The sequence below is a fragment of the Pedobacter frigidisoli genome (assembly GCF_004331675.1).
Taxonomy (GTDB): Bacteria; Bacteroidota; Bacteroidia; order Sphingobacteriales; family Sphingobacteriaceae; genus Pedobacter; species Pedobacter frigidisoli.
This window is the reverse complement of the sequence record NZ_SJSN01000001.1, coordinates 349,358-370,435: the sequence shown is the minus strand read 5'-3', so window position 1 is coordinate 370,435 and position 21,078 is coordinate 349,358. Positions and strand designations below refer to the sequence as shown.

Here is a 21,078-nt window from a genome sequence, read left to right as displayed (position 1 = left end):
CTTATTTTAGAAGGGTGGTTTTTTCGAAAATGCTATCTTACGGGCGTAATTTATCTTGCTGGTAAAGCTTTTTTTGTTACTGATGATGTAGAAAATAAGATCATAATATTTGACTAAGAATAAAAAGAGCTGTGTTCTGCTATTTCCACTTTGAATGTTGTTAAATAGGTAATAAGCTTTTTTAATGAGGTTTGGTTCTCTGTTTGCAATAAAAGTGCTGCATTTTTCTACCCAATTTATATCAATAGCAATCCTGTTGGCAGGCTCATTTTCGGTTTTTTTAACTTTAATGTTGAGATTATCGGTTATACTATTTTCATGCTGCCTGTAGTGAACCAAAATTTGATGGAGAAATTTAACTTCACCAATATTAAAGGCAATATAAGCGAGCCACCAATCGTGGTAGAACCGTTTATCAAGCGGCAGTAAATAAGGAATTAGCGCTTTAGAGAACATCGCCGCATGGCCAGAAATACAATTTGATAAAATAAAAGGCAAAGCGCTTTTTCCTTCGTACATGTTGTATCGCGTCGACATGCTTTCAGCTCCGATCTTTTGTCCAACCTCATTGATAAAATTAGAATCGTGGTAGATTAAAACGCAGTTGCCGATTTCATTTACCAAGATTTCAATTTTGTTCATCTCCCAAATATCATCTTGATCACAAAGACAAATATAATCGCCATTGCATAACGTGATCGCTTTTTCGAAATTTTTGGTGTAGCCTAAATTGGTTTCATTTATATAAAATTGAATATTATCTGTTTGGTAAGACTTACATAATTCTGCGGTTAAATCAGATGATTGGTCATCAACGATAATGATTTCGATATTCTGATAGGTTTGATTTACCAGACTATCTAGCTGCTGCTTTAAATAAGTTTGACCGTTGTATGTACAAAGGGCAATAGAAACCAATGGATGATTTGTATTTTTCATTGATCCTTATCCTTTAAAACATACCTCTTTTTATGAAGAAAGATTTTGTAATACTGCCTCACAAAAAATTTGATGGGTTGCAGGTTGTAAAACCAAGCCGTAAACCAGTTGCCAGATAAATAATAACGGGTAATGGTTGTAGTCATAAACCGACTTCTTAATGCACGTTCGTATTTATGTATATATTCTTTTCTGAGTTTTTTGAAAGACGCATCAGGATTACCATCACTTTTATGGATGATATTGAAATCGATGATGTATGAATTGTAACCTAGAATATCAGCAATTAAACATAAATCAGGACCGTATAGGTGAAATCCAGATAGATCGTGAGATAAAGCAAGATTAGCGCCGTTTTTCACAATCATTAAATTTTCATCAACAGTTTTAGTTCTCAGCGGCAAACGCTTCTCTTTAATCCTATTGCCCGATCCTTGCGTTAAATTTGTAGCAATCCACTTAAAGTTAATGCCACCAGCATTGGCTAAAATAGCCCAGTTTGGATCGTTCCGCTCAATCTCTGCAATTTTAGCATCTAAGTGCTCTCTATCATGATCATGAATAATAATATCCTGATGGCAAAGAATAATGTATTTCCCTTTTGCTTGTTGAAGAAACTGGTTTAAACCAGCAAAAGCTTCGAAAGTGCATTTTTCTGAATTATCGATAAATAAATATTCGCAACTTTTATCATCAAAACCTTTAGCAAGAAATGAGTTCAGCATTTCCTCGTATTCTGCTTTACGTGTAACGAGCGTACAAATTGAATATTCAAATTCGTAAACTGGTAAGGTGATTGGTTTTGCCAAGTTTAAAGCGTCAATCATAACTTAATCTGTAAATGCTTGCATATCAATTAAACGCTTATACAAACCATTTTGGCCCATTAATTCGCTATGACTACCCGTTTCAACCACATTTCCTTTATCAATTACAATAATTTTATCTGCATGCTGAATGGTGCTTAAACGGTGAGCGATAACAATTGATGTTCGATTTTTCATCAAGTTATTCAAGGCATCCTGCACCAATTTTTCTGATTCTGTATCTAAAGCTGATGTTGCTTCATCTAAAAGCATGATAGGTGGATTGGCCAATACAGCCCTGGCAATGCATACACGTTGTTTTTGTCCGCCAGAAAGTTTATTTCCCCTATCGCCAACAAAAGATTGATAGCCATTTTCAGTGTTTCCAATAAAATCGTGAGCGTTTGCAATTTTGGCGGCGGCAACAACTTCTTCCATTGTTGCCTCTGGTTTGGCAAAGGCAATGTTATTAAATATGGTATCGTTAAATAGAAAAGATTCTTGGTTAACGGTTCCCATTTGCGACCGAATACTTTCAACAGTTAAGTTTTTGTAATCATTTCCATCAATTCGGATTGTTCCAGATTTCGGGTCATGGAAACGCGGAATTAGATCCATCAATGTACTTTTTCCACCACCAGATGGACCTACAAGTGCTACCGTTTTCCCTTTTTCTATATCAAAACTGATCGAATTTAAGATCTGCTTTTCTCCATAACTGAAAGAAACATTTTCAAATTTAATAGCGCTTTCAAAGCCGTTCAACACTTTAGAATCGGGCGCATTAACCAATAGCGGTTTGGTATCAATTAGATCTAAAACACGTTCACCCGCCGCAATTCCAGAATGAATGCCACTGAAAGAATCTGTTAAGGCTTTTGCTGGGCGCATTACCTGTGAGAAAATTGCAATGTAAGCGATAAAATCGGCAGCAGCCAAGGCATTACTTTCTTTATTAATGATTAAAGAGCCACCGTACCAAACAATAGCGGCAACCATCATTACGCCTAAAAATTCAGAAACTGGGGACCCAAGTTGTTGCCGCCTGGTAATTTTACGCGTTAAATTTGAATAATAAATATTCTCTTGATCAAATTTATTTTTAACCCGCTCTGAAGCATTAAAAGCCTTAATAATTTTTATTCCACTTAAAGATTCGTCTAAAAATCCAATCATTTTCGCAAACGATTCATGAGATTCTTTAGCTTGTTGCTTTAACCGTTTCACGATTTTACTGATGATAAAAGCCGAAATCGGAATAACCATCAATGAGAAAAAAGTTAGTTTCGCAGATATGTTGAATAATAATATGATATAAACAATAAGCGTTACCGGCTCTTTAAAAACAACTTGCAAAGTGTTGGTTACGGTAAATTGTACCACTTGTACATCAGATGCTACTTTCGATATGATATCGCCCTTTCTTTCATTATTAAAAAAGCCGACATGTAAGTTCATTACATTGTTAAAAACCGTTTTACGCAAGTTTAATAAGGTATGAACACGCAAATCTTCCATATATCTTTGTGAAAAATACTTGAAAAGGTTTGATAGCAATACGGAGATGATGATCACAATACAAACGTAACCCAGGGTTTTTTCAGGGCCAATGGATGCAATTGATTCATTAACATATTGGCGAAACTGACCTAGAATGTTAAAAGATGAAACTGCTTTATCTGTTAGTGATTCTACTTTAGGGCCTTTGTTACTGCTGTTAAGTAAGGTTTCGAATAGTGGAGATAACAGCGCAAGATTCAATGTTCCAAACAGAATAGATAGCAAAGTTGCGATAACATAAGGTATAGCAAACTTTTCTATCGGTTTGGCAAAGGATAATAAACGAAAATAAGTCTTCATTTTACGGAAAATGGAATATGTGTGATGGACGAATGCCTTAAGGCAGCTCCAAAAAAATCTAATTAAAACTTGGCAAATGTACGGTTTTCAAACAAACCTCTTCAGTTTTCGAAAGTTGAGTGATTTAAAATTACAATCGTTTAATTTTCTTTGTGGTGATAGATTGATTGATCAGCTCCATTACATCGGAAATATTTAGTGTTGAATTGTATTTCTGCTTTAACTCGTTAAGTCTCTCAATGCTAGCATTAATACGATCTTGATGTTCCAAATAATCGTGATAGCTTTGCCACACCCAGGTTTTACCTGTAAGCATTTTAGGGATAAGTTCGGTAAAAATCTGCTGTAAAGGATAAAGTATTTTTCTCCATCCTTGGAGATGAATGCCTTGCAAAATGTAACGGTTGCGGTAATATATTTTTTTGATAAAGTTAGATTTGATTTGCGTTTTTGTACTTCCACTAACGTGATGAAAGCAAAAAGATTGATGTTCGTAATAACATTTCCAGCCCAATTGCCAAGCCCTTAAGCTCAAATCAAAATCTTCAGAAGAAAATGGAGAATAAATTTCATCGAAGCCTCCAAGTTCTTTTAGCTTCTTTGTATCTACCAATGCATTGGCGCCAGAAAGATAGGCGGTGTAAACATTTTCATCTGTTGGGTTTTCACTGAAATAAAATTTATTAGCCTTTATTCTGCATCCGCCATAATATAATAGGCGAGCCGCATCTTCAATTCTTTCTTCATCAAAACTCATAATACGAGCCATTACGCCAAATGTATCCGCTTTATCAAAGTACTTCCATTGATGCTCGAAATAGTCGGGTGTTAACTTAACATCAGAGTTTAACAAAAGTATGAGCTCATATTTCGCTTTGCGGATGCCATGATTACAGGTATAAGAAAAGCCTCTGTTTTTATCGTTAATAAGAAGTTTAATGTTTGGATAGCCCGATCTTATGAAATCAATGCTATCATCTTTCGAGCCATCATCAATCACAATGATTTCAAATTCTATTTTTGCATTTTCTGCAGCAGTAAAAACCGAGGGCAAATATTTTTCTAGCAGATGCTTGCCATTATAATTGGGTATAATGATGGAAACGCTTTTCTGCATCTACTTTACAATTTTATAATTTCTATACTCAAATAATCGCAGGCCAGTCAAATCCTCAATTTTTTGTAATAACTTTCTTCTGAAATTCATTTTGGATGTTTCCTTAGTGAGGTCTCTTTCGAATTTCCAGTTTGCTGCAGCAATTCTCTCCTGCATCACCTTTGGATGAGTTCCTTTAAAGTGTACCAAACGATCTGCGTTGTGCATATCGAAACTTTCCTGAACGGGATATTTTTCCTCAATCCATTCTTCAGTTTGATAAAATTGATTGAAGTTTCTAACCTTTCCCTGCAAACCTTTTGGTGGTTTTACCCAACCGTAGTGGTAAATGTAAGCATCAATTAATTTTACTTTCAGCTTTCGATCATTAATCCTAAATCCTTGGGCATCGCGATAAGAACGAACACCAGGAAGATTTTTAATGATGCGAACCTCTCTTCGATACCAACGGCGAGATTCTGCCAGGTAATCGTAAGAAGCATAAAAGTGTTTGTATTTTAAAAGCAAAGCTTCCACGTTTTTATTGTTCAGCTCCAATTCCATTTCCTTTTTAATCAATGGAAGAAAATCTTCGTGAATGGCTTCATCGCCTTGAATGTAAATCATCCAATCGGTGTCTGCAGCTATTTCTGCCAAGGCTTTATTGGTTTCGTCGGCAAAAACACGACCGCCTTCTCTTATGCTTTCATCCCAAACGGTATCAATGGTTCTGATTTTTTGAGAATCGATACTTTTAACCATTTCCGAAGTTTCATCGCTAGAGTTACCCAAAGCAACTATAAAATCATCGCACAAGGGCAAAACAGAAAGTATGGCTTCCTTGGCAGGATAATCATTTGCAATTGCATTTCTTAAAAAGGTAAAACCGGTAACTTTCATTTTGGCGTGATAGATTGCTTTGGCTCGCTACATTCCATGCCTCGCAATAACGATTAAAAATAAATATGTTTATTTGCACAAAGATAGTTTTATTGATGAATACGCATCCATCCATTTTAAACGAAGTAAAGCTGGGGAATTATAAGGTTTTAGCAAGGACATTAACCCTTGTGGAGAACGATATTGCACCAGCAAATCTGATTTTGAGGGATCTAGATAGCAAGAATAATATTCCCGTTGTGGGAATTACTGGTCCACCGGGAGCAGGGAAAAGCACCTTGGTAAATGCCATTACCAATCATTTTGTTTCAACAGAAAAGCGTATTGCGGTTTTAGCTATCGACCCCACTTCGCCATTTAATTTCGGCTCTTTGCTGGGCGATCGTATTAGAATGTCAAACCAATTTAACAACCCAAATGTATTTATTAGATCATTAGCCACTCGAGGTGCCCTAGGCGGAATTTCGGCCAAAACCATTGAAATGGTGGATGTGTTAAAAGCCTCAAACTTCGATCTTATTTTGGTAGAAACGGTTGGTGTTGGACAATCGGAAGTGGAAATTGCTGGCTTGGCAGATAAAACTATTGTGGTGTTGGTGCCAGAATCTGGCGATGAAATTCAAAACATTAAATCAGGTTTGATGGAAATTGCCGATTGCTTTGTTGTTAATAAAGCAGATCGAGATGGTGCCGATACCTTTGCCAACAACCTAAAAAAGATCATTCATCAAGGGGTAAAAACAATTCCCATTTTAAAAACTGTTGCAGATAAAGGAACAGGTATTGATGAATTGTGTAAATGGATTGTTAAGCCTAGTGATGCCAACCATGAAAAGAAAGCATTTTTGTTTGCCGAAAAAGCCTGGCGAATTATCCAGCAACAAAAAATGCAACATATTGATAAAAAAAGGCTGCGAGAAGAAATTCAGGCAGCCTTAGAAGAAGATCATTTTAATATTTATCGCTTTGCGGATGAGTTTATTTAGTAGGTTAATTGTCGAAATTGGTTAACTGAAAACTGCCAATTAAAAACTATTAACTGAACTAGCCATTCATTATATCTTCAATCTCCTCGGCATCTAAAGGAATATCAGCCATTAAATCAACATTCCCTTTTTCAGTAATTAAGATGTTGTTTTCCAAACGTATGCCCAGTTTTTCTTCAGGAATATAAATTCCGGGTTCAACTGTTAGGATGTTTCCGGCTGCAAATGGTGTATATCGCCCTGCAAAATCATGTACATCTATACCTAAGTGGTGAGAATTGCCATGCATAAAGTATTTTTTATAGGCTGGCCAGGCTGGATTTTGATTTTTAACGTCGTCTGTTGAAATTAATCCGAGCTTAATGAGTTGTTCAGTCATCAGTTCTCCCACTTGTTCGTGGTAGGTATTCCACACTGTTCCCACCCCAATTAATTTTATCGATTCTTTCATTACATGATGAACCGCATTATAAACCTCCTTTTGCCTTGGCGTAAATTTTCCATTTACAGGAATAGAACGGCTCATATCGGCATTGTAATTTGCGTATTCAGCACCAAAATCGAAAAGGATTACATCACCATCCTTACATTCTTGGTTATTATCGTTATAATGAAGAATATTAGCATTGTGACCAGAAGCAATGATAGGGGTATATGCATGTCCTGTTGCCCCTTTGCGAATAAATTCGTGAATAATTTCTGCCTCAATTTCGTATTCCATCACCCCAGGCTTGGTAAATTTCAATACTCTAATAAAAGCATCACGGGTAATGGCGCAGGCATTTTTCGTTAGTTCGATTTCTACCTCAGATTTTACGGCCCTTAAGCCCCTCATAATTGGTGCAGAGCGCTCGAAATGATGTAAGGGATATTTAGATTTCATTTTTTCTATGAAACGAATATCATTATAAGGTACAGAATGTGCATATCTATCATTCTCATTTGTATTTAAATAAATACGATCAGCGTAGTGAATGATGCTATGCAGGATATTATCGAAATCTTCGATCCAATATATGGCCTGTATGCCAGATGCAACCCTTGCCTGTTCTTTTGTGTATTTATATCCTTCCCAAACCTTAATGTAATCATTTGTCTGTCTTAAAAACAGGACTTCTCTGTACAAAGGATTAGGACAATCGGGATAAATCAGCAATATTGTCTGTTCTTGATCAATTCCTGATAAATAAAATAAATCTGGATTTTGCTTAAAGATAAAGTTTTGATCGCCACTTCTAGGGAATTCATCACTAGCGTTGAATATGGCTAATGAGTTGTTTTTTAGTTGATTAACGAAATTTTTTCTATTTAATATGAATAATGATTGATCAATAGTAGTATATTTCATGATTATTGTAAATTTAAAAAGGTATTGGCCAAATGTATGAAAATGATTATTTATTGAGAAGTTTGGAACGGAGTTTGTATAAAAGTTTGAAAATTTAAAATTTTGTTTAATTTTGCAATTACAAAAAATTAATCAATTAAATTGTTTAACCCTTAAAAAAGAAAAAAAGATTATGAATTATTCTACTTTAAAGAAAAGTGTTGCGCTTTCTTTAGTGGCATTAACAGGAGCAGTGTCTCTTGCTGTCGCTCAAGATGCACCTGCAACTACTTCTTCAGCCAAGGTATTTGGTGGAAGAGGACAGTACAGAACTTGGTCAATCGGTGTTCACGGTGGTGTTTTAATGCCAGTTGCTGCTATCGGTGGTACTAACGACTTTAACAAATGGGATGCTAACTTAGGTTATGGCTTAAACATCCGTAAACAATTAGGTCACTCATTCGGTTTAGAATTAAACGGAACTCGTGGTAAACTTTCAGGTACTAACGAAGGAATTACTTCTACAGTTAGAGAATTTGAAACAGAATTACAATATGCTGTAGATTTACGTGGTGTTGTAAACTTAGGTTCAATCGATTTCTTACGTCGTGAGAACTCTGTAGGTTTCTTCTTAACTGCTGGTGCTGGTTACATGGCTTATGCTCCAAAAGTAACAATGACTAACGGAACTGTTATTGATTGGAAAGGTAAAGCTTTAGGCCCTGCTGATGACAGAAATGATGAGCCTGCTGATTACGTAAAAGGTTTTTACATTCCAGTTGGTGCTGGTGTTAAATTCAAAGTTTCTGAGCGTGTTAACTTTAACTTAGGTTACACTGTAAACTTTGTTGATGCTGATAACTTAGACGGAGTTTATGCTAAAGGTCAATCAAAAGATAAATTCTCTTACGGTTATGCTGGATTAGAATTCTCTTTAGGTTCTTCTGCTAAACCAAGTTTAGAATGGACTAACCCATTAGCTACTATGTACGATGAGTTAAAAGATCCAACTTTACGTCAAGAAGTTGAAGCTTTAAAAGTTCGCGTTGGTGCTGTTGAAAAATCTGTTGAAGATTTGAAAAAAGATACTGATGGTGACGGTGTTGCTGATCAATTCGATAAATGCCCAGGAACTCCTGCAGGTACTGCTGTTGATGGTTCAGGTTGCCCACTTCCAGTAGCTACTACAACTACTACAACTACTGATGGTGTAACTGGTTTCGAAAAAATCGCTTTTGATTTCAACTCTTCAGTTTTAAAAACTGAGTCTTATCCAACTTTAGATAAATTATCTTCAGTGTTACGTGAAAACGGTGGTAAAGTAACTGTAAACGGTTACGCTTCAAGCGAAGGTACTGCTGCATATAACTTGAAATTATCTAAAGACAGAGCAAACTCTGTTAAAACTTACTTAGTAAACTCTGGTGTTAACGCTAGTCAAGTTGCTACTAAAGGTAATGGTGAAGCTAATCCAATCGCTTCTAACGATACTGAAGAAGGTCGTATCCAAAACCGTCGTGTTGAAACTGCTAGAAACTAGTATTTCAATATAAAGTTTAAAAGAAAGTCCCGATGCAAATCGGGACTTTTTTTATGCCTTTTAATTTCTGGTGTTATGCTTTTTAGCTAAGTTTGTATATGTACTTCTTCAGAAAAAAAGATCCGAATCGGCCAACTAACATCAATATTAAGATTATGCATTTCGTTAATGCATTGGCCATAATCATTTTTCTTGCAGGCATCATCTATAAGCTAGTTCAATGGCTTGCTAAATAAATCCTTAAATTTTATGAAACAAATTATTACAACAACCAATGCCCCAGCGCCAATTGGGCCATATAGCCAAGCTGTTAAAGCAGGAAACTTTTTATTTGTATCTGGCCAAGTGGCTATCAATCCTGAAAATGGAGAATTGAACATCGGCAATATAGAAGAGGAAACGCATCAGGTAATGCGCAACTTAAAAGCAGTTTTGCTAGAGGCAGGTTTAACTTTCGATAATGTAGTAAAATCGACCATCTTCTTAAGCGATATGGGAACTTTTGCCCAAGTAAATGAAATTTATGGTCAGTATTTTACTGCTGATTTTCCTGCTCGTGAAACTGTTCAAGTATCGGTATTACCCAAAAATGTTAATGTAGAGATTTCTGTAATTGCCATTGTAGAATAATTTTGGCAACCAGTAAAAGCAAGTATTTTATAGCGGGCATTATTCCCTATATCATTTGGGGTACCATGTCTATTCCTTTGCGCAACCTAAAAGGTTTTCCTCCGCAAGAAATTTTATACTATAGAATATTTGTTTCTATTTTAATGGTATGGGCAACTATTCTCCTTTTTAGAAGAGAAGCGCTTAAAAACGATATCAAAGTTTTCAAATTATTATCAGCTGCCAAGAAAAGGAAGTTAGTTTTACTTACCATTCTATCGGCGTTTCTAATTACGGGCAACTGGTTCACTTATATTTATGCCGTAAACAGCGTTAGTTTAAAAGCAGCAGCATTTGCTTATATGGTTTGCCCATTACTTACTGCACTTTGTGGTTTTGTTATCTTAAAAGAGCAGTTAACAAAAGCAAAAATTGTTGCTTTAATTTTGGCATTTGTTAGTATTATTTTATTGGCTACAGGTTCCTTGCATGAAGTGCTATGGGCGATTTTAATTGCATCGTTTTATGCTATTTATGTTATTGTACTAAAGGTGATAAAGGATGTAGATAAATTTAACTTCTTGGGTGTGCAGCTAATTTTATCTGGCCTGATGATGTTACCCACCTACTTTCTTAATTCAAATCCTTTCCCAACTGAAACCTTTTTTTGGTCTCACATTTTTTTGATAGCGGTAGTGTTTACCATTATTCCATTGTTCTTAAATTCTTATGCCTTGCTGGGAATGCCATCTTCAGCTTTAGGAATATTAATCTACCTGAACCCAATAGTTGCTTTTACGGTTGCATTTTTCTATTTTAAAGAGAAAATTGATTTGCATCAACTCTTTGCCTACTTGCTTTTGCTGGTATCGATTTTTATTTTTAACCTGCAATTGCTAAGAAGTGTTGTTAATAAGAAAGCATAAATATTTTGTTTAATTCGGTATTAGATACACCTGTTGAGTTTTTGAAAGGCGTTGGTCCTAGTCGTGCCGATGTTTTGAAGAAAGATCTTGGTCTTTTCACTTATCAAGATCTTTTGGCGCATTACCCTTTCCGTTATATCGACAGGACAAAATATTTTAAGATCAATCAGCTTAATGTCGATTCACAGTACATTCAAATTATTGGACGTGTAATTAGTAAAAAAGTAATTGGTGATAAAAGAGCGAAACGAATTATTGCTGTTTTTAAGGATGAAACTGGAATTATGGAACTGGTTTGGTTCCAAAGTTTAAAATGGGTTGATGATAATATTGTAGTGGGTACGGCTTATGTAGCTTTCGGTAAGCCCACTATTTTTAACGGAACTTTCAGTATTTCTCACCCAGAGATGGAATTGTACCAGAATAAACCCGAAGGTCGGGGAAACCTGACTCTACAACCTGTTTATAACTCGACGGAAAAACTAAAGAAATTTAATCTCGATTCTAAAGGATTGCAACGTTTAATTGCAGGTTTGCTTGATCAGGTTATTCCACAAGTTCCAGAAAATTTACCGCAATATATTATTGATAAATATCAGCTGCCTGATAAAAGAATGGCTTTGCTGAATATTCATTTCCCTAAAAATCAAAAGGATTTAAATGCTGCTGAAAGGCGGCTTAAGTTTGAGGAGCTTTTTTTTATTCAACTTCAGTTGTTGCATAATAAGCAACTAAGGCAACTAAAATTTAAAGGCGTAACCTTTGATAAAGTCGGGGAAAAGGTAAATCGGTTTTATAAGGAGTTCTTACCTTTTGAATTAACCAATGCTCAAAAGCGAGTAGTAAAGGAAATTCGTATCGATACACAACGCGGTGTCCAAATGAATCGGCTTGTTCAAGGCGATGTAGGTAGTGGTAAAACAGCGGTTGCTTTAATGAGTATGCTTTTGGCAAATGATAACGGCTACCAAGCCTGTATGATGGCTCCGACAGAAATTCTAGCTCGCCAGCATTATGCTTCCATTACAGAACTGGTTACCGACGACTTGGTTAAGGTTGCCATTTTAACTGGAAGTACGAAAAAGAAGGAACGAACTATTTTGCATGAGCAACTTGAAAATGGGGAGATTGATATCTTAATTGGCACACATGCATTAATTGAAGATAAGGTTCAATTTAAAAATTTAGGTCTAGTCGTAATTGATGAGCAGCATCGTTTTGGCGTGGAGCAACGGGCAAAGCTTTGGCGTAAGAATATTATTCCACCGCATATATTGGTAATGACAGCTACACCAATTCCCCGTACTTTGGCCATGACTTTATATGGTGACCTCGATGTTTCCATTATTGATGAATTACCTGCCGGAAGAAAACCAATTGAAACGCGACATCTTTTTGAGGGGCAACGCATGAGGATGTTTGGTTTTATGAAGCAAGAAATTGCCAAAGGCCGACAAGTTTATGTCGTTTACCCATTGATAAAGGAAAGTGAGAAATTAGATCTCTTGCATTTGGAAGCAGGTGTAGAACAAATGAGTTATCAATTTCCTCGTCCAGATTACCAGATTAGCATTGTACATGGACAAATGCCTAATGCCGATAAACAATTCGAGATGAAGCAATTTATCGATGGCAAAAGTCAGATAATGGTAGCTACAACCGTTATCGAAGTTGGTGTAAATGTTCCAAATGCATCGGTAATGGTGATTGAGAATTCAGAGCGCTTTGGTCTTTCGCAGTTACACCAATTACGCGGTCGTGTTGGCCGTGGTGCTGAACAATCTTTTTGCATTCTAATGAGCGGACAAAAATTAAGCAAAGAAGGAAAAGTTCGCCTAGAAACGATGGTGAGAACCAATAATGGATTTGAAATTTCTGAAATCGATTTGCAATTGCGTGGCCCTGGTGATATCACTGGAACGCAGCAAAGCGGTGTATTGGATTTGAAACTAGCAGATTTGGCGAAAGATCAGATTATTTTATCAGAGGCACGAAATACCGTCATCGAACTTTTTTCAGAAGATCCTGAATTAGTTAAGCCAGAAAATGCGTTGCTTAAAGCCTTTCTAAAAAAATTAGAACGAGGTATCTCTTTCGATAAAATCTCTTAATATCATTTCTTGGTAACGTTTCTAATCGTATTTTAATTCTGTTGTAATTTTAGTTTTCCAAACCTTAGTTTTGCAAAAATATTTTTCCTGTGGCAGATTCAGACCCCAATTCAGCAGTAACAAAACCTGATCCATTCGCAGCCTTGCGATACAAAGAATTTCGTTCTTTTTTAGGGATGCGCTTCTTTTTCACCTTTGCATACCAAATGCAGGCCGTAGTAATTGGCTATCATATTTACGATTTAACGCATGATCCATTAAAGTTAGGTTTAGTGGGGCTTTGCGAAGCCATTCCAGCAATAGGAATCGCTTTATATGGAGGTTATATTGCCGATAAAAGTGAGAAACGTGGGTTGCTGATCAAGATTTTTTCTGGTGTTTGGTTAGCCTCTGTACTCATGTTGATTATTACCAGCAAATACCTGCATTTAAAAGAAGATCTGATCGTTTTGATTATGTACGGACTGGTTTTTTGCATCGGCTTGGCAAGGGGCTTCTTCGGACCGGCAACATTCTCGTTAATGGCACAAATTATTCCCAAAGAACTGTACCCAAATTCGAGTACTTGGAGCAGCAGTAGTTGGCAGTTGGCAACCATTATTGGCCCTTTACTAGGTGGTTTAATTAATTGGTTATGGGGAATTACGGCAGCTTACAGCGTTATTGTATTGTTAGTTTCTATTTCGCTTATCTGTATTTTTACTTTCAAAAAGCACCCATCAAATTATGTTCCTAAAGAAAATATATTCCATAGTTTAAAGGAGGGAATTCAGTTTGTGTTTAAAACCAAAATGATGGTTTGGGCAATGAGTTTAGATTTATTTTCTGTTTTTTTTGGTGGTGCAGTTGCCTTACTTCCGATTTTTGCGAAAGATGTTTTCCACCTTGGCTCCTTTGGTTTGGGCATGATGCGTGGTGCAGCATCATCAGGTGCTGTTATAACCATGCTTTTAATGACGCGTTTTTCTCCAATGGGAAAACCTTGGCGAAATTTGCTTATTGCGGTAACGGGTTTTGGTTTAAGTATCATCTGCTACGGTTTATCTAAAAACTTCTACCTAACCCTATTCTTTTTATTTCTCGAGGGATCGTTTGATAGTGTGAGCGTAATCATCCGTCAAACGATTATGCAATTGCTTACGCCTGATGATATGCGTGGGCGGGTTTCTGCAGTGAATAGCATGTTTATTGGTTCTTCTAACGAGATTGGTGAGTTCGAATCTGGCTTATCTGCAAAACTATTAACGCTTGTTCCTGCTGTGGTTTTTGGTGGCAGCATGACGATTGCAATTGCCGGAATTACTTGGTTAAAAACGAAATCGCTAACGAAATTAAGCTTGCAAGATATTAATGAGCAAACGACTAAAGCAGCTTAGTTAAATTTTTTAATCATTTTTAAAGCAACTACAGGAGGTAGATTAACGTTAGTCCTGCCTTTCCTACAATCTTTTTGTGTAAGGATTAATGAAACCAAAAGACAGTATATCAAAAAGTATTTTCGTACAGTCAGGTTTAGATAACAAAAGTCAATGCTACTATTTACGTTTGCCCGGCAAGATTTACAAAAAGTCGAAATGACTTGCAAACTAAACCCGATGGCACGGATGCCGATTTTTCATCGGCAGGAGACACAGCGGGACCGAAACTAAACTAAGAACCACTGTCCTTGCTTTCCAAATCCTTAGTTTCAACAAGAGTACAGCTTCATGGGAGAAAAAACAGCATGAAAGATCTTGAAATGAATTCAGGATGACGACCGAATTAAGGCATGACCAATTAACCGTAGAATTCCTGTTACTTTTGCTAAGCCAGCTTTCAAAAAAGCGAAATACCCTGCAAACTAAACCGATGGCACGAATGCCGATTTTCCATCGGCAGAAGAAACAGCGGGGCAGAGCCAACCCTAAGAACTACAGGAATTGCTTTCCAAATTATTCTTTTTCATCAAGAACACAGCTCGACAAAAGAAAAAAACAGCATGAAAGATCCTGAAATAAATTCAGGATGACGAATGCTTAATGACCTGGCCAAGTCACTTGAAAAAAGCTTTAAAACTTCTTGTTCTTCCCCCAAATCAGATAGACAATTGATCCTAAAAACGGAGCGAAAAGGATGATGATAAACCACAGCACTTTTACCGAGAAACCCATTGATGAATTTCTCGATATATGAAATAATGCGGCTAAAATGAGTGCTAGCCAAAGGATAGCTGCAATGATAATGATGATCGCGATTTGATTACTTTCTACTTGTGCTATTAACATGTTGATGCCTTTTATTTAAGCTTCAACAATTCTTTCGCCGATTTGTTGGCGCCACATGGCTTGATATAAACCGTTTTGTGCAATTAATCCCTCATGTGTACCATGCTCGATAATATGCCCTTTTTCTAAAACGTAGATCACATCTGCATGTTTGATGGTTGATAAACGATGGGCAATTAAGATTGTAATGTGATCGGTTAGATTAGAAACCGAGCGAATAGTTTTAGTAATCTCCTCTTCGGTAATCGAATCCAAAGAAGATGTTGCCTCATCAAAAACTAAAATATCTGGCTGACGAAGTAATGCTCTGGCGATGGATAAGCGTTGCTTTTCTCCACCTGAAACTTTTACGCCACCCTCACCAATTAAAGAATCTAAGCCTTTATCGGCTCTGGCTAACAAAGTCTGACAAGCAGCTTGATTTAAAACTTTATAACATTCTTCATCAGTGGCACTAGGATTTACAAAAAGTAAATTCTCTCTAATTGTACCTGAAAATAACTGCGTATCTTGGGTTACAAAACCGATCTTCTCACGTAAGGCATCAAGATCAATATCGTTACTTGGCGTTCCGTTGTATAAAATTTCGCCATCTTTTGCAGGGTATAATCCAACCAAAAGTTTAACCAAGGTAGATTTTCCTGAACCTGATGGGCCAACGAAAGCTATGGTTTGTCCGTTGTGTGTATCAAAAGAAATATTCTCTAAGGCATTTCTGTTTGCCGTTAAGTGTTTAAAGCTTACCGATTTAAAAGTAAGTTCCTTGATTTTTCTAATCGAGATCGGATTGGCTGGTTTTTTATCAACTGGAGTGCTTAAAATCTTCTTGAAGTTACCTAAGGAAACTTCAGCTTCACGCCAAGCCAGGATTACATTTCCAAGCTCTTGTAACGGTCCAAATAAGAAAAATGAATAAAATAAAAATGAAAAGTATTGTCCTGGCGAGATGGTGTTATCAAAAATCAGCATCAAGAGCACGACGATCATGGAGCTTCTAACCAAGTTTACAGTTGTTCCCTGTACAAAGCTCATGCTGCGAACGTACTTCACTTTCTTAAGCTCCAGACCTAAAATTTTGTAGGTGGTTTTGTTTAATCTTTCAATTTCCTGATCGGCCAAACCTAAACTTTTTACCAGCTCAATATTTCTTAATGATTCTGTAGTGGAACCTGCCAAAGCAGTAGTTTCGCCAACAATGGAACGTTGAATGGTTTTGATTTTTCTGCTTAAAAACCAGCTTACAAAACTAATAATTGGAATAGCGGCAAAGTATACCAATGTTACTTTATAGCTGATGGAAACCGAATAAACGATTACGAAAATCATCCCGATTAAACTTACAAAAAGAACACTAATAAATGAAGTTATGAACTTTTCTGAATCTAACCTTACCTTTTGTAAGATACCCAAAGTTTCGCCACTGCGTTGATCTTCAAAAACCTGATAAGGCAGTTTTAGGGAGTGCTGTAAACCATCGGCATACATTTTGGCGCCAACTTTTTGTACGATAACGCTGGTGAAATAATCTTGAAAGTTTTTAGCAATACGCGACACCATTGCCGCACCAATTGCTAAGCCAATGAAGCCCATTGCTCCCCAAAGGTAAGTGCTCTTGTCAGAAAAAGATGCTCGTTTATTGATGTATAAATCTAAAATCCTACCGGTAAAGTAAGGATCCATTAAAGAAAAGCCAATATTTACACCTGCAAGCAATAGTGCCAGGGCCACTATCCATTTGTGGCTTTTCAGGTAGTTTAGTAATAATCCCATTAAAGTTTTGTTGTTTGTACTGCAAAAATAGAAAAAGGGAACGGATAAAAATCCATTCCCTTTTTTTATGACTTTTTAGAAAGATACAATGTATCTTCCTGTGACTAAAATCCGTATCTCAAACCGATTTGCATTTGCCATGGATTACCCGATGGCGTAACTACACCCGTATTATTTACGCGGTAAGTATAAGCTCTGTTTGTGGCATCAAAAGCTGAAACTGCATATAAAGCTTGATTACCCATGGTTTCGTTAACTCCCCATTTCTTGTTTAACAAGTTACCCAAGTTGAAGATATCTCCAGAAAGCTCTATGTTATGTGATTTATAGATTTTGAATTTCTTGCTGATTCTTAAATCTACAATTCCAAAGAAATCATTTATACCTCCATTACGTTCTGCAATTTGACCAGAATACTTATTAACGTAATCTTTTAAGCTTTGGCTAGCATCTGGATTATCCAATAAGGTTTGTAAACCAGTACGAATGTTCGCAGGCACACTTGTGCTATTTCTATCGAAAACATAAGCTAAATCATTCGTGGCAACAAAATCGCCATTGATATTTCCACCAGCCAATAGGCTATAACGCGTACCACCAATTCCAGAATAGCGAACTCCTACTGTTATGCCATAAAATGTTGGTAGCGTTCCGTAAATAACCACCTTGCTGCGGAATTGATTATCTGAATAAGACATTTTGCTTAAATCTCTTGGATCATCCTTAACCGGTAAAGATAAAGTTGCAGAGTTGGCTACGTTTCCATTGTAAGAAGTGTTGTCTTTTGTATCGTTGTAAGTGAAACTGGCAGAAATTTCTCCGTCTCTAAAATAGTTCCAAGTAGCATCTACCACAACAGCAAACTGATTAACCTTACCTTGACTATTTAACTCTAACACACGACCAAATTTGTTCGTTAATCGACCGCCTTTCCAATCGGCTACACCGCTACCCGCTGCAATGCTCGTAGTTGGCACAAAGACACCACGATTACCCTCATTAGGTAAAGTAAAGAATGGATTTGCGACCATGTTTCTATCTACATACATGTAGTTATTGCGGCCTAAAGTAGCATAACCTGTAATTCCAACCTTAAGTTTATCAGTTATTAATTTGCTATATGATAAATTGGCTTTGTAAACTACCGGAATCTTGGCGTCTTCTGCATAAGTATTAATGGTTGGAACTTGTAATAAAGGCAAGCTTGGTGCTTGAGCAGTACCATTTCTATAACCAATAAAGTTAGGCGTTGGAACATCAGCCCCAAAAACATCTACGGTTGCTAAGTGCTTACCATCAAAAGTTAAATTGTTAATGGTCACGTAATTGTTTACATCCGATCCGAAAATACCAGCACCCAAACGCACGAAGTCTGTTCTATTTTCGTTAATATCCCAATCAAATTGAATTCTCGGCTGCACTAAGAATTGTTTCAATTTATGATCTGTTCTGATGCCAATTGCATTAAATAAATCTTGGTTAAGTGGCGATTTTGGGTAAGCACTATAATCCACACGAACACCACCAATAAAATCTAAACCTGTAGCCAATTTAGTTTGCATTTGACCATAAATTGCCGTGTTCCAAATCGCAGCTTTTACTGTTGGATCTGGCAATAAAGGAACCTCACGATAATACCTATTTGGTGCTAAATTTTCGAAATTCTGTATTGCTGATGTTGCTCCAGCGTTACTGCTGCTGTATTCGAAACGACCGTTTACCTCACTTCCATAAAGTGATGTTGCACGTGTGTATTGTAAATCAATACCAAAAGTATATTTCACTTTATCGGTATTGTAGTAAAAATTATCTACCAACTGAATTACGTTATTGGTGAAGCCCTCTTGTCCAAAACGGTGACCACCAATTTGAATGGCAGTAGCAATGCTTGATCCATCGGAAAGTTTTGAAACAATGTTACCAACTTGCGCTCTTGGAATAGCACCTGTTAATTCATCATTTTGTGTACTCGCCTGGTAAGTGTATAAGTGTTGTACTTTTAATTCGTTGGTAATTTTACTGCTGATGGTTGAACGCAAGGTTGCCAATAAATTGTTATCAACGTTTTTATCGTTACCATAACTTTCGAAGAAATTGATTGCCGTATTATCAGCTAAACCCAATGGATTTCTGTCGTTGGTATAGTTATCACGGATGGTTAATAAGTTTTTATCATCAATCTGCCAATCTAAACGGGCAAATGCTGCATCCGTTCCACGTTTCTTATCGAATGTACCATACTGTTTTGTGTTGGCCACACCGTATTTTGTACGTGCTATTCCTAAAAATTGTTCTAAAGTGCTATTGGTAATTCTGAATCTTGCCTCATCAGCAGCGCCATTAACATCAGCAATAATTAAAGGGCGAGCATCTCTTTGATGATCCCATCCCACAAAATAGTGCAATTTATCCTTGATGATTGGTCCGCCTAAAGTAAAACCATATTGATAAGTAGAGAAGTCATTATCACGTTTTATGCCTCTAATATCATAAGGAGAAGATAACCAATCAGCTCTTCCATAGGTAAAGGCACTTCCGCTTAAGGTGTTTGTACCAGATTTTGTAACCGCACTCACAGTACCACCACCGGCTCTGCCATAAGTTACATCGTATTGGTTGGTAATTACCTTAAACTCACGAACAGCCTCCATAGAAATGGAATATGGGGCACCGCTACGACTGGTTGTAGAACCAGAAGATGTTGGGTTTTTGGCGCCCATACCATCAATAGTGTAGTTTGTAGATGAACCCAGCTGACCAGAAATACCACCTCCGCGGCTTAAAGGGGATAAATCCATTAAGTTAGAGAAGTTACGCCCGTTTACGGGAAGTTGAGTCATGGTTTTTGCAGAAATTTCTGTAGATGCACCAAAGTTTTTCACTTTGTTTTTTAAACCAGATGCCACAACCTGAACAGCCTCTAGGTTTTGAGAGGCCTCTTGCATGTTAATTGCAATTTTCACTGCATCACCTTGATTTAACATATAGCCACTTCTGTTTTGTTCGCCGAAACCAACGTAAATAGCTTTAACAGTGTAAGGACCACCCAATGGAAGTTCTTTAAAAGTGTATTCCCCTTGGGCATTGGTTGATGTTCTGGTGGTAAAACCAGTCGAGTTATTTTTAATTTGGATAGAAACACCTGGAATGGGCTTCTTCTGGTCATCGGTTACAATACCCGATATGGATGCTTGCGTAGTTTGTGCCATTGCCGAATTGGTAGCAAAACACAATAGTAGCATTACTGCAACTAGTAAATTTTTCATCATAGTTTGATTTTTTAATAGGTTTTGAAGCTTGCACGAGCGTAAATTATATCGAGTTTTTGCTCGTGCAGGTTTCATTATGATTAGTTCTGATTTTTATGATGCAAAATTGTTATTGTAGTGTTAAGCTGATTTCGATTTTATGTTATCAAATGGTTTATAAATTGTTCGATTTATGGGTATATGTTAAGATAAAATCATCAATTGTTAGTGATGACCCGTAGAGATAATTGATTTTGGTAGCCTAAAGCGTTGTTTTTACTACTGCAATGCTGAACCTAGCAACGGCCAAGTTGGTAATAGCTACTGCTAAGTTGAACCTAGCTACTGCCGACTTACAACTGCTCATCGCCAACTTGTAACTGTTTTAATAGTGCCGCCATGGTTTCCATCCTGCGTCCTTGCGAGAATATTCTCCGATTTTTCATCTGTAATATTAGTGGCAATCTCCACCTTGCTTTTTCAGAGTACAAGCAGCAATGAGGTTGCCACGAAACAATGAAAAATTGTTTCTCGCAATGACGAGTGTACTAGCTGGGTACGTGAGCTGGAGTGTTAGTTTTAACGTAAAAAAAATGACGATTCTCTGCTCCTTATCCGTCCTTGCGAGAATATTCTCCGATTTTTCATCGGTAATATTAGTGGCAATCTCCACCTTGCTAGCAGCAATGAGGTTGC

16 protein-coding genes are annotated in these 21,078 nt (G+C 36.9%); 7 read left to right on the top strand and 9 right to left on the bottom strand.

From position 1 onward, the window contains the following. Window positions 1-6: 6 nt before the first annotated feature. The 5 genes from EZ449_RS01530 to EZ449_RS01510 form a co-directional block, all read right to left on the bottom strand. The gene (locus EZ449_RS01530) at window positions 7-939 is read right to left on the bottom strand and encodes a glycosyltransferase (protein ID WP_131556186.1); all 933 of its coding nucleotides are present in this window, start codon (window positions 937-939) and stop codon (window positions 7-9) included. Continuing rightward, window positions 936-1,766 carry a hypothetical protein gene (locus tag EZ449_RS01525; protein WP_131556185.1) on the bottom strand — a complete coding sequence of 277 codons (831 nt, stop codon included), beginning with the start codon at window positions 1,764-1,766 and terminating at the stop codon, window positions 936-938. The genes EZ449_RS01530 and EZ449_RS01525 overlap by 4 nt, the downstream gene beginning before the upstream one ends. A gap of 3 nt (window positions 1,767-1,769) precedes the next feature. Further along, window positions 1,770-3,605, bottom strand: coding sequence for an ABC transporter ATP-binding protein (locus EZ449_RS01520; protein WP_131556184.1), 1,836 nt, complete (start codon window positions 3,603-3,605; stop codon window positions 1,770-1,772). 130 nt (window positions 3,606-3,735) lie between these two features. Further along, window positions 3,736-4,722: a glycosyltransferase family 2 protein gene (locus EZ449_RS01515; protein ID WP_131556183.1), complete on the bottom strand. Its 987-nt coding sequence runs from the start codon at window positions 4,720-4,722 to the stop codon at window positions 3,736-3,738. Continuing rightward, window positions 4,723-5,601 (bottom strand): glycosyltransferase family protein, encoded by an 879-nt coding sequence (locus tag EZ449_RS01510; RefSeq protein ID WP_131556182.1) that lies wholly within the window; start codon window positions 5,599-5,601, stop codon window positions 4,723-4,725. It lies immediately after the preceding gene. A 65-nt stretch (window positions 5,602-5,666) separates the two neighbouring features. On the opposite strand from EZ449_RS01510, the gene meaB reads away from it, so the two are divergent. Next, window positions 5,667-6,587: a methylmalonyl Co-A mutase-associated GTPase MeaB gene (meaB, locus tag EZ449_RS01505; RefSeq protein WP_225872194.1), complete on the top strand. Its 921-nt coding sequence runs from the start codon at window positions 5,667-5,669 to the stop codon at window positions 6,585-6,587. 58 nt (window positions 6,588-6,645) lie between these two features. On the opposite strand, the gene EZ449_RS01500 is transcribed toward meaB, so the two are convergent. Then, window positions 6,646-7,935, bottom strand: a complete 1,290-nt coding sequence (locus EZ449_RS01500) for an aminopeptidase P family protein (RefSeq protein ID WP_131556181.1) — start codon at window positions 7,933-7,935, stop codon at window positions 6,646-6,648. Between the two features lie 172 nt (window positions 7,936-8,107). Here EZ449_RS01500 and EZ449_RS01495 point away from each other — a divergent pair, with 172 nt between their 5' ends. The 6 genes from EZ449_RS01495 (at window position 8,108) to EZ449_RS01475 (ending at window position 14,476) form a co-directional block, all read left to right on the top strand. Beyond that, on the top strand, window positions 8,108-9,454 hold the full coding sequence (locus tag EZ449_RS01495) for an OmpA family protein (protein WP_131556180.1): 1,347 nt from the start codon (window positions 8,108-8,110) through the stop codon (window positions 9,452-9,454). A 98-nt stretch (window positions 9,455-9,552) separates the two neighbouring features. Further along, on the top strand, window positions 9,553-9,690 hold the full coding sequence (locus tag EZ449_RS23375) for a DUF6728 family protein (protein ID WP_317130421.1): 138 nt from the start codon (window positions 9,553-9,555) through the stop codon (window positions 9,688-9,690). A gap of 13 nt (window positions 9,691-9,703) precedes the next feature. Further along, entirely contained in the window at window positions 9,704-10,084 is a 381-nt protein-coding gene (locus tag EZ449_RS01490; RefSeq protein WP_131556179.1) for a RidA family protein, read from the top strand. Between the two features lie 2 nt (window positions 10,085-10,086). Further along, on the top strand, window positions 10,087-10,989 hold the full coding sequence (locus EZ449_RS01485; RefSeq protein WP_131556178.1) for an EamA family transporter: 903 nt from the start codon (window positions 10,087-10,089) through the stop codon (window positions 10,987-10,989). A 5-nt stretch (window positions 10,990-10,994) separates the two neighbouring features. Further along, window positions 10,995-13,100, top strand: a complete 2,106-nt coding sequence (gene recG / locus EZ449_RS01480; RefSeq protein WP_131556177.1) for an ATP-dependent DNA helicase RecG — start codon at window positions 10,995-10,997, stop codon at window positions 13,098-13,100. An 89-nt stretch (window positions 13,101-13,189) separates the two neighbouring features. After that, window positions 13,190-14,476: an MFS transporter gene (locus EZ449_RS01475; protein ID WP_225872193.1), complete on the top strand. Its 1,287-nt coding sequence runs from the start codon at window positions 13,190-13,192 to the stop codon at window positions 14,474-14,476. Window positions 14,477-15,148: 672 nt separating this feature from the next. On the opposite strand, the gene EZ449_RS01470 is transcribed toward EZ449_RS01475, so the two are convergent. From EZ449_RS01470 to EZ449_RS01460, 3 genes are all read right to left on the bottom strand, one after another. After that, window positions 15,149-15,364, bottom strand: a complete 216-nt coding sequence (locus EZ449_RS01470; RefSeq protein WP_131556175.1) for a PLDc N-terminal domain-containing protein — start codon at window positions 15,362-15,364, stop codon at window positions 15,149-15,151. Window positions 15,365-15,379: 15 nt separating this feature from the next. Then, entirely contained in the window at window positions 15,380-17,134 is a 1,755-nt protein-coding gene (locus EZ449_RS01465; RefSeq protein ID WP_131556174.1) for an ABC transporter ATP-binding protein, read from the bottom strand. A gap of 104 nt (window positions 17,135-17,238) precedes the next feature. Then, window positions 17,239-20,403, bottom strand: coding sequence for a TonB-dependent receptor (locus EZ449_RS01460; RefSeq protein WP_131556173.1), 3,165 nt, complete (start codon window positions 20,401-20,403; stop codon window positions 17,239-17,241). Window positions 20,404-21,078 lie beyond the last annotated feature (675 nt).

Excerpts from the sequence above, each read along its gene's own strand:
- EZ449_RS01490 (WP_131556179.1), top strand. The coding sequence starts at position 9,704 with ATGAAACAAATTATTACAACAACCAATGCCCCAGCGCCAATTGGGCCA.
- EZ449_RS01530 (WP_131556186.1), bottom strand. The coding sequence starts at position 939 with ATGAAAAATACAAATCATCCATTGGTTTCTATTGCCCTTTGTACATAC.
- EZ449_RS23375 (WP_317130421.1), top strand. The coding sequence starts at position 9,553 with ATGTACTTCTTCAGAAAAAAAGATCCGAATCGGCCAACTAACATCAAT.
- EZ449_RS01470 (WP_131556175.1), bottom strand. The coding sequence starts at position 15,364 with ATGTTAATAGCACAAGTAGAAAGTAATCAAATCGCGATCATCATTATC.
- EZ449_RS01515 (WP_131556183.1), bottom strand. The coding sequence starts at position 4,722 with ATGCAGAAAAGCGTTTCCATCATTATACCCAATTATAATGGCAAGCAT.
- EZ449_RS01495 (WP_131556180.1), top strand. The coding sequence starts at position 8,108 with ATGAATTATTCTACTTTAAAGAAAAGTGTTGCGCTTTCTTTAGTGGCA.
- EZ449_RS01500 (WP_131556181.1), bottom strand. The coding sequence starts at position 7,935 with ATGAAATATACTACTATTGATCAATCATTATTCATATTAAATAGAAAA.
- EZ449_RS01510 (WP_131556182.1), bottom strand. The coding sequence starts at position 5,601 with ATGAAAGTTACCGGTTTTACCTTTTTAAGAAATGCAATTGCAAATGAT.
- EZ449_RS01525 (WP_131556185.1), bottom strand. The coding sequence starts at position 1,766 with ATGATTGACGCTTTAAACTTGGCAAAACCAATCACCTTACCAGTTTAC.
- EZ449_RS01465 (WP_131556174.1), bottom strand. The coding sequence starts at position 17,134 with ATGGGATTATTACTAAACTACCTGAAAAGCCACAAATGGATAGTGGCC.
- EZ449_RS01460 (WP_131556173.1), bottom strand. The coding sequence starts at position 20,403 with ATGATGAAAAATTTACTAGTTGCAGTAATGCTACTATTGTGTTTTGCT.
- EZ449_RS01520 (WP_131556184.1), bottom strand. The coding sequence starts at position 3,605 with ATGAAGACTTATTTTCGTTTATTATCCTTTGCCAAACCGATAGAAAAG.
- meaB (WP_225872194.1), top strand. The coding sequence starts at position 5,667 with ATGTTTATTTGCACAAAGATAGTTTTATTGATGAATACGCATCCATCC.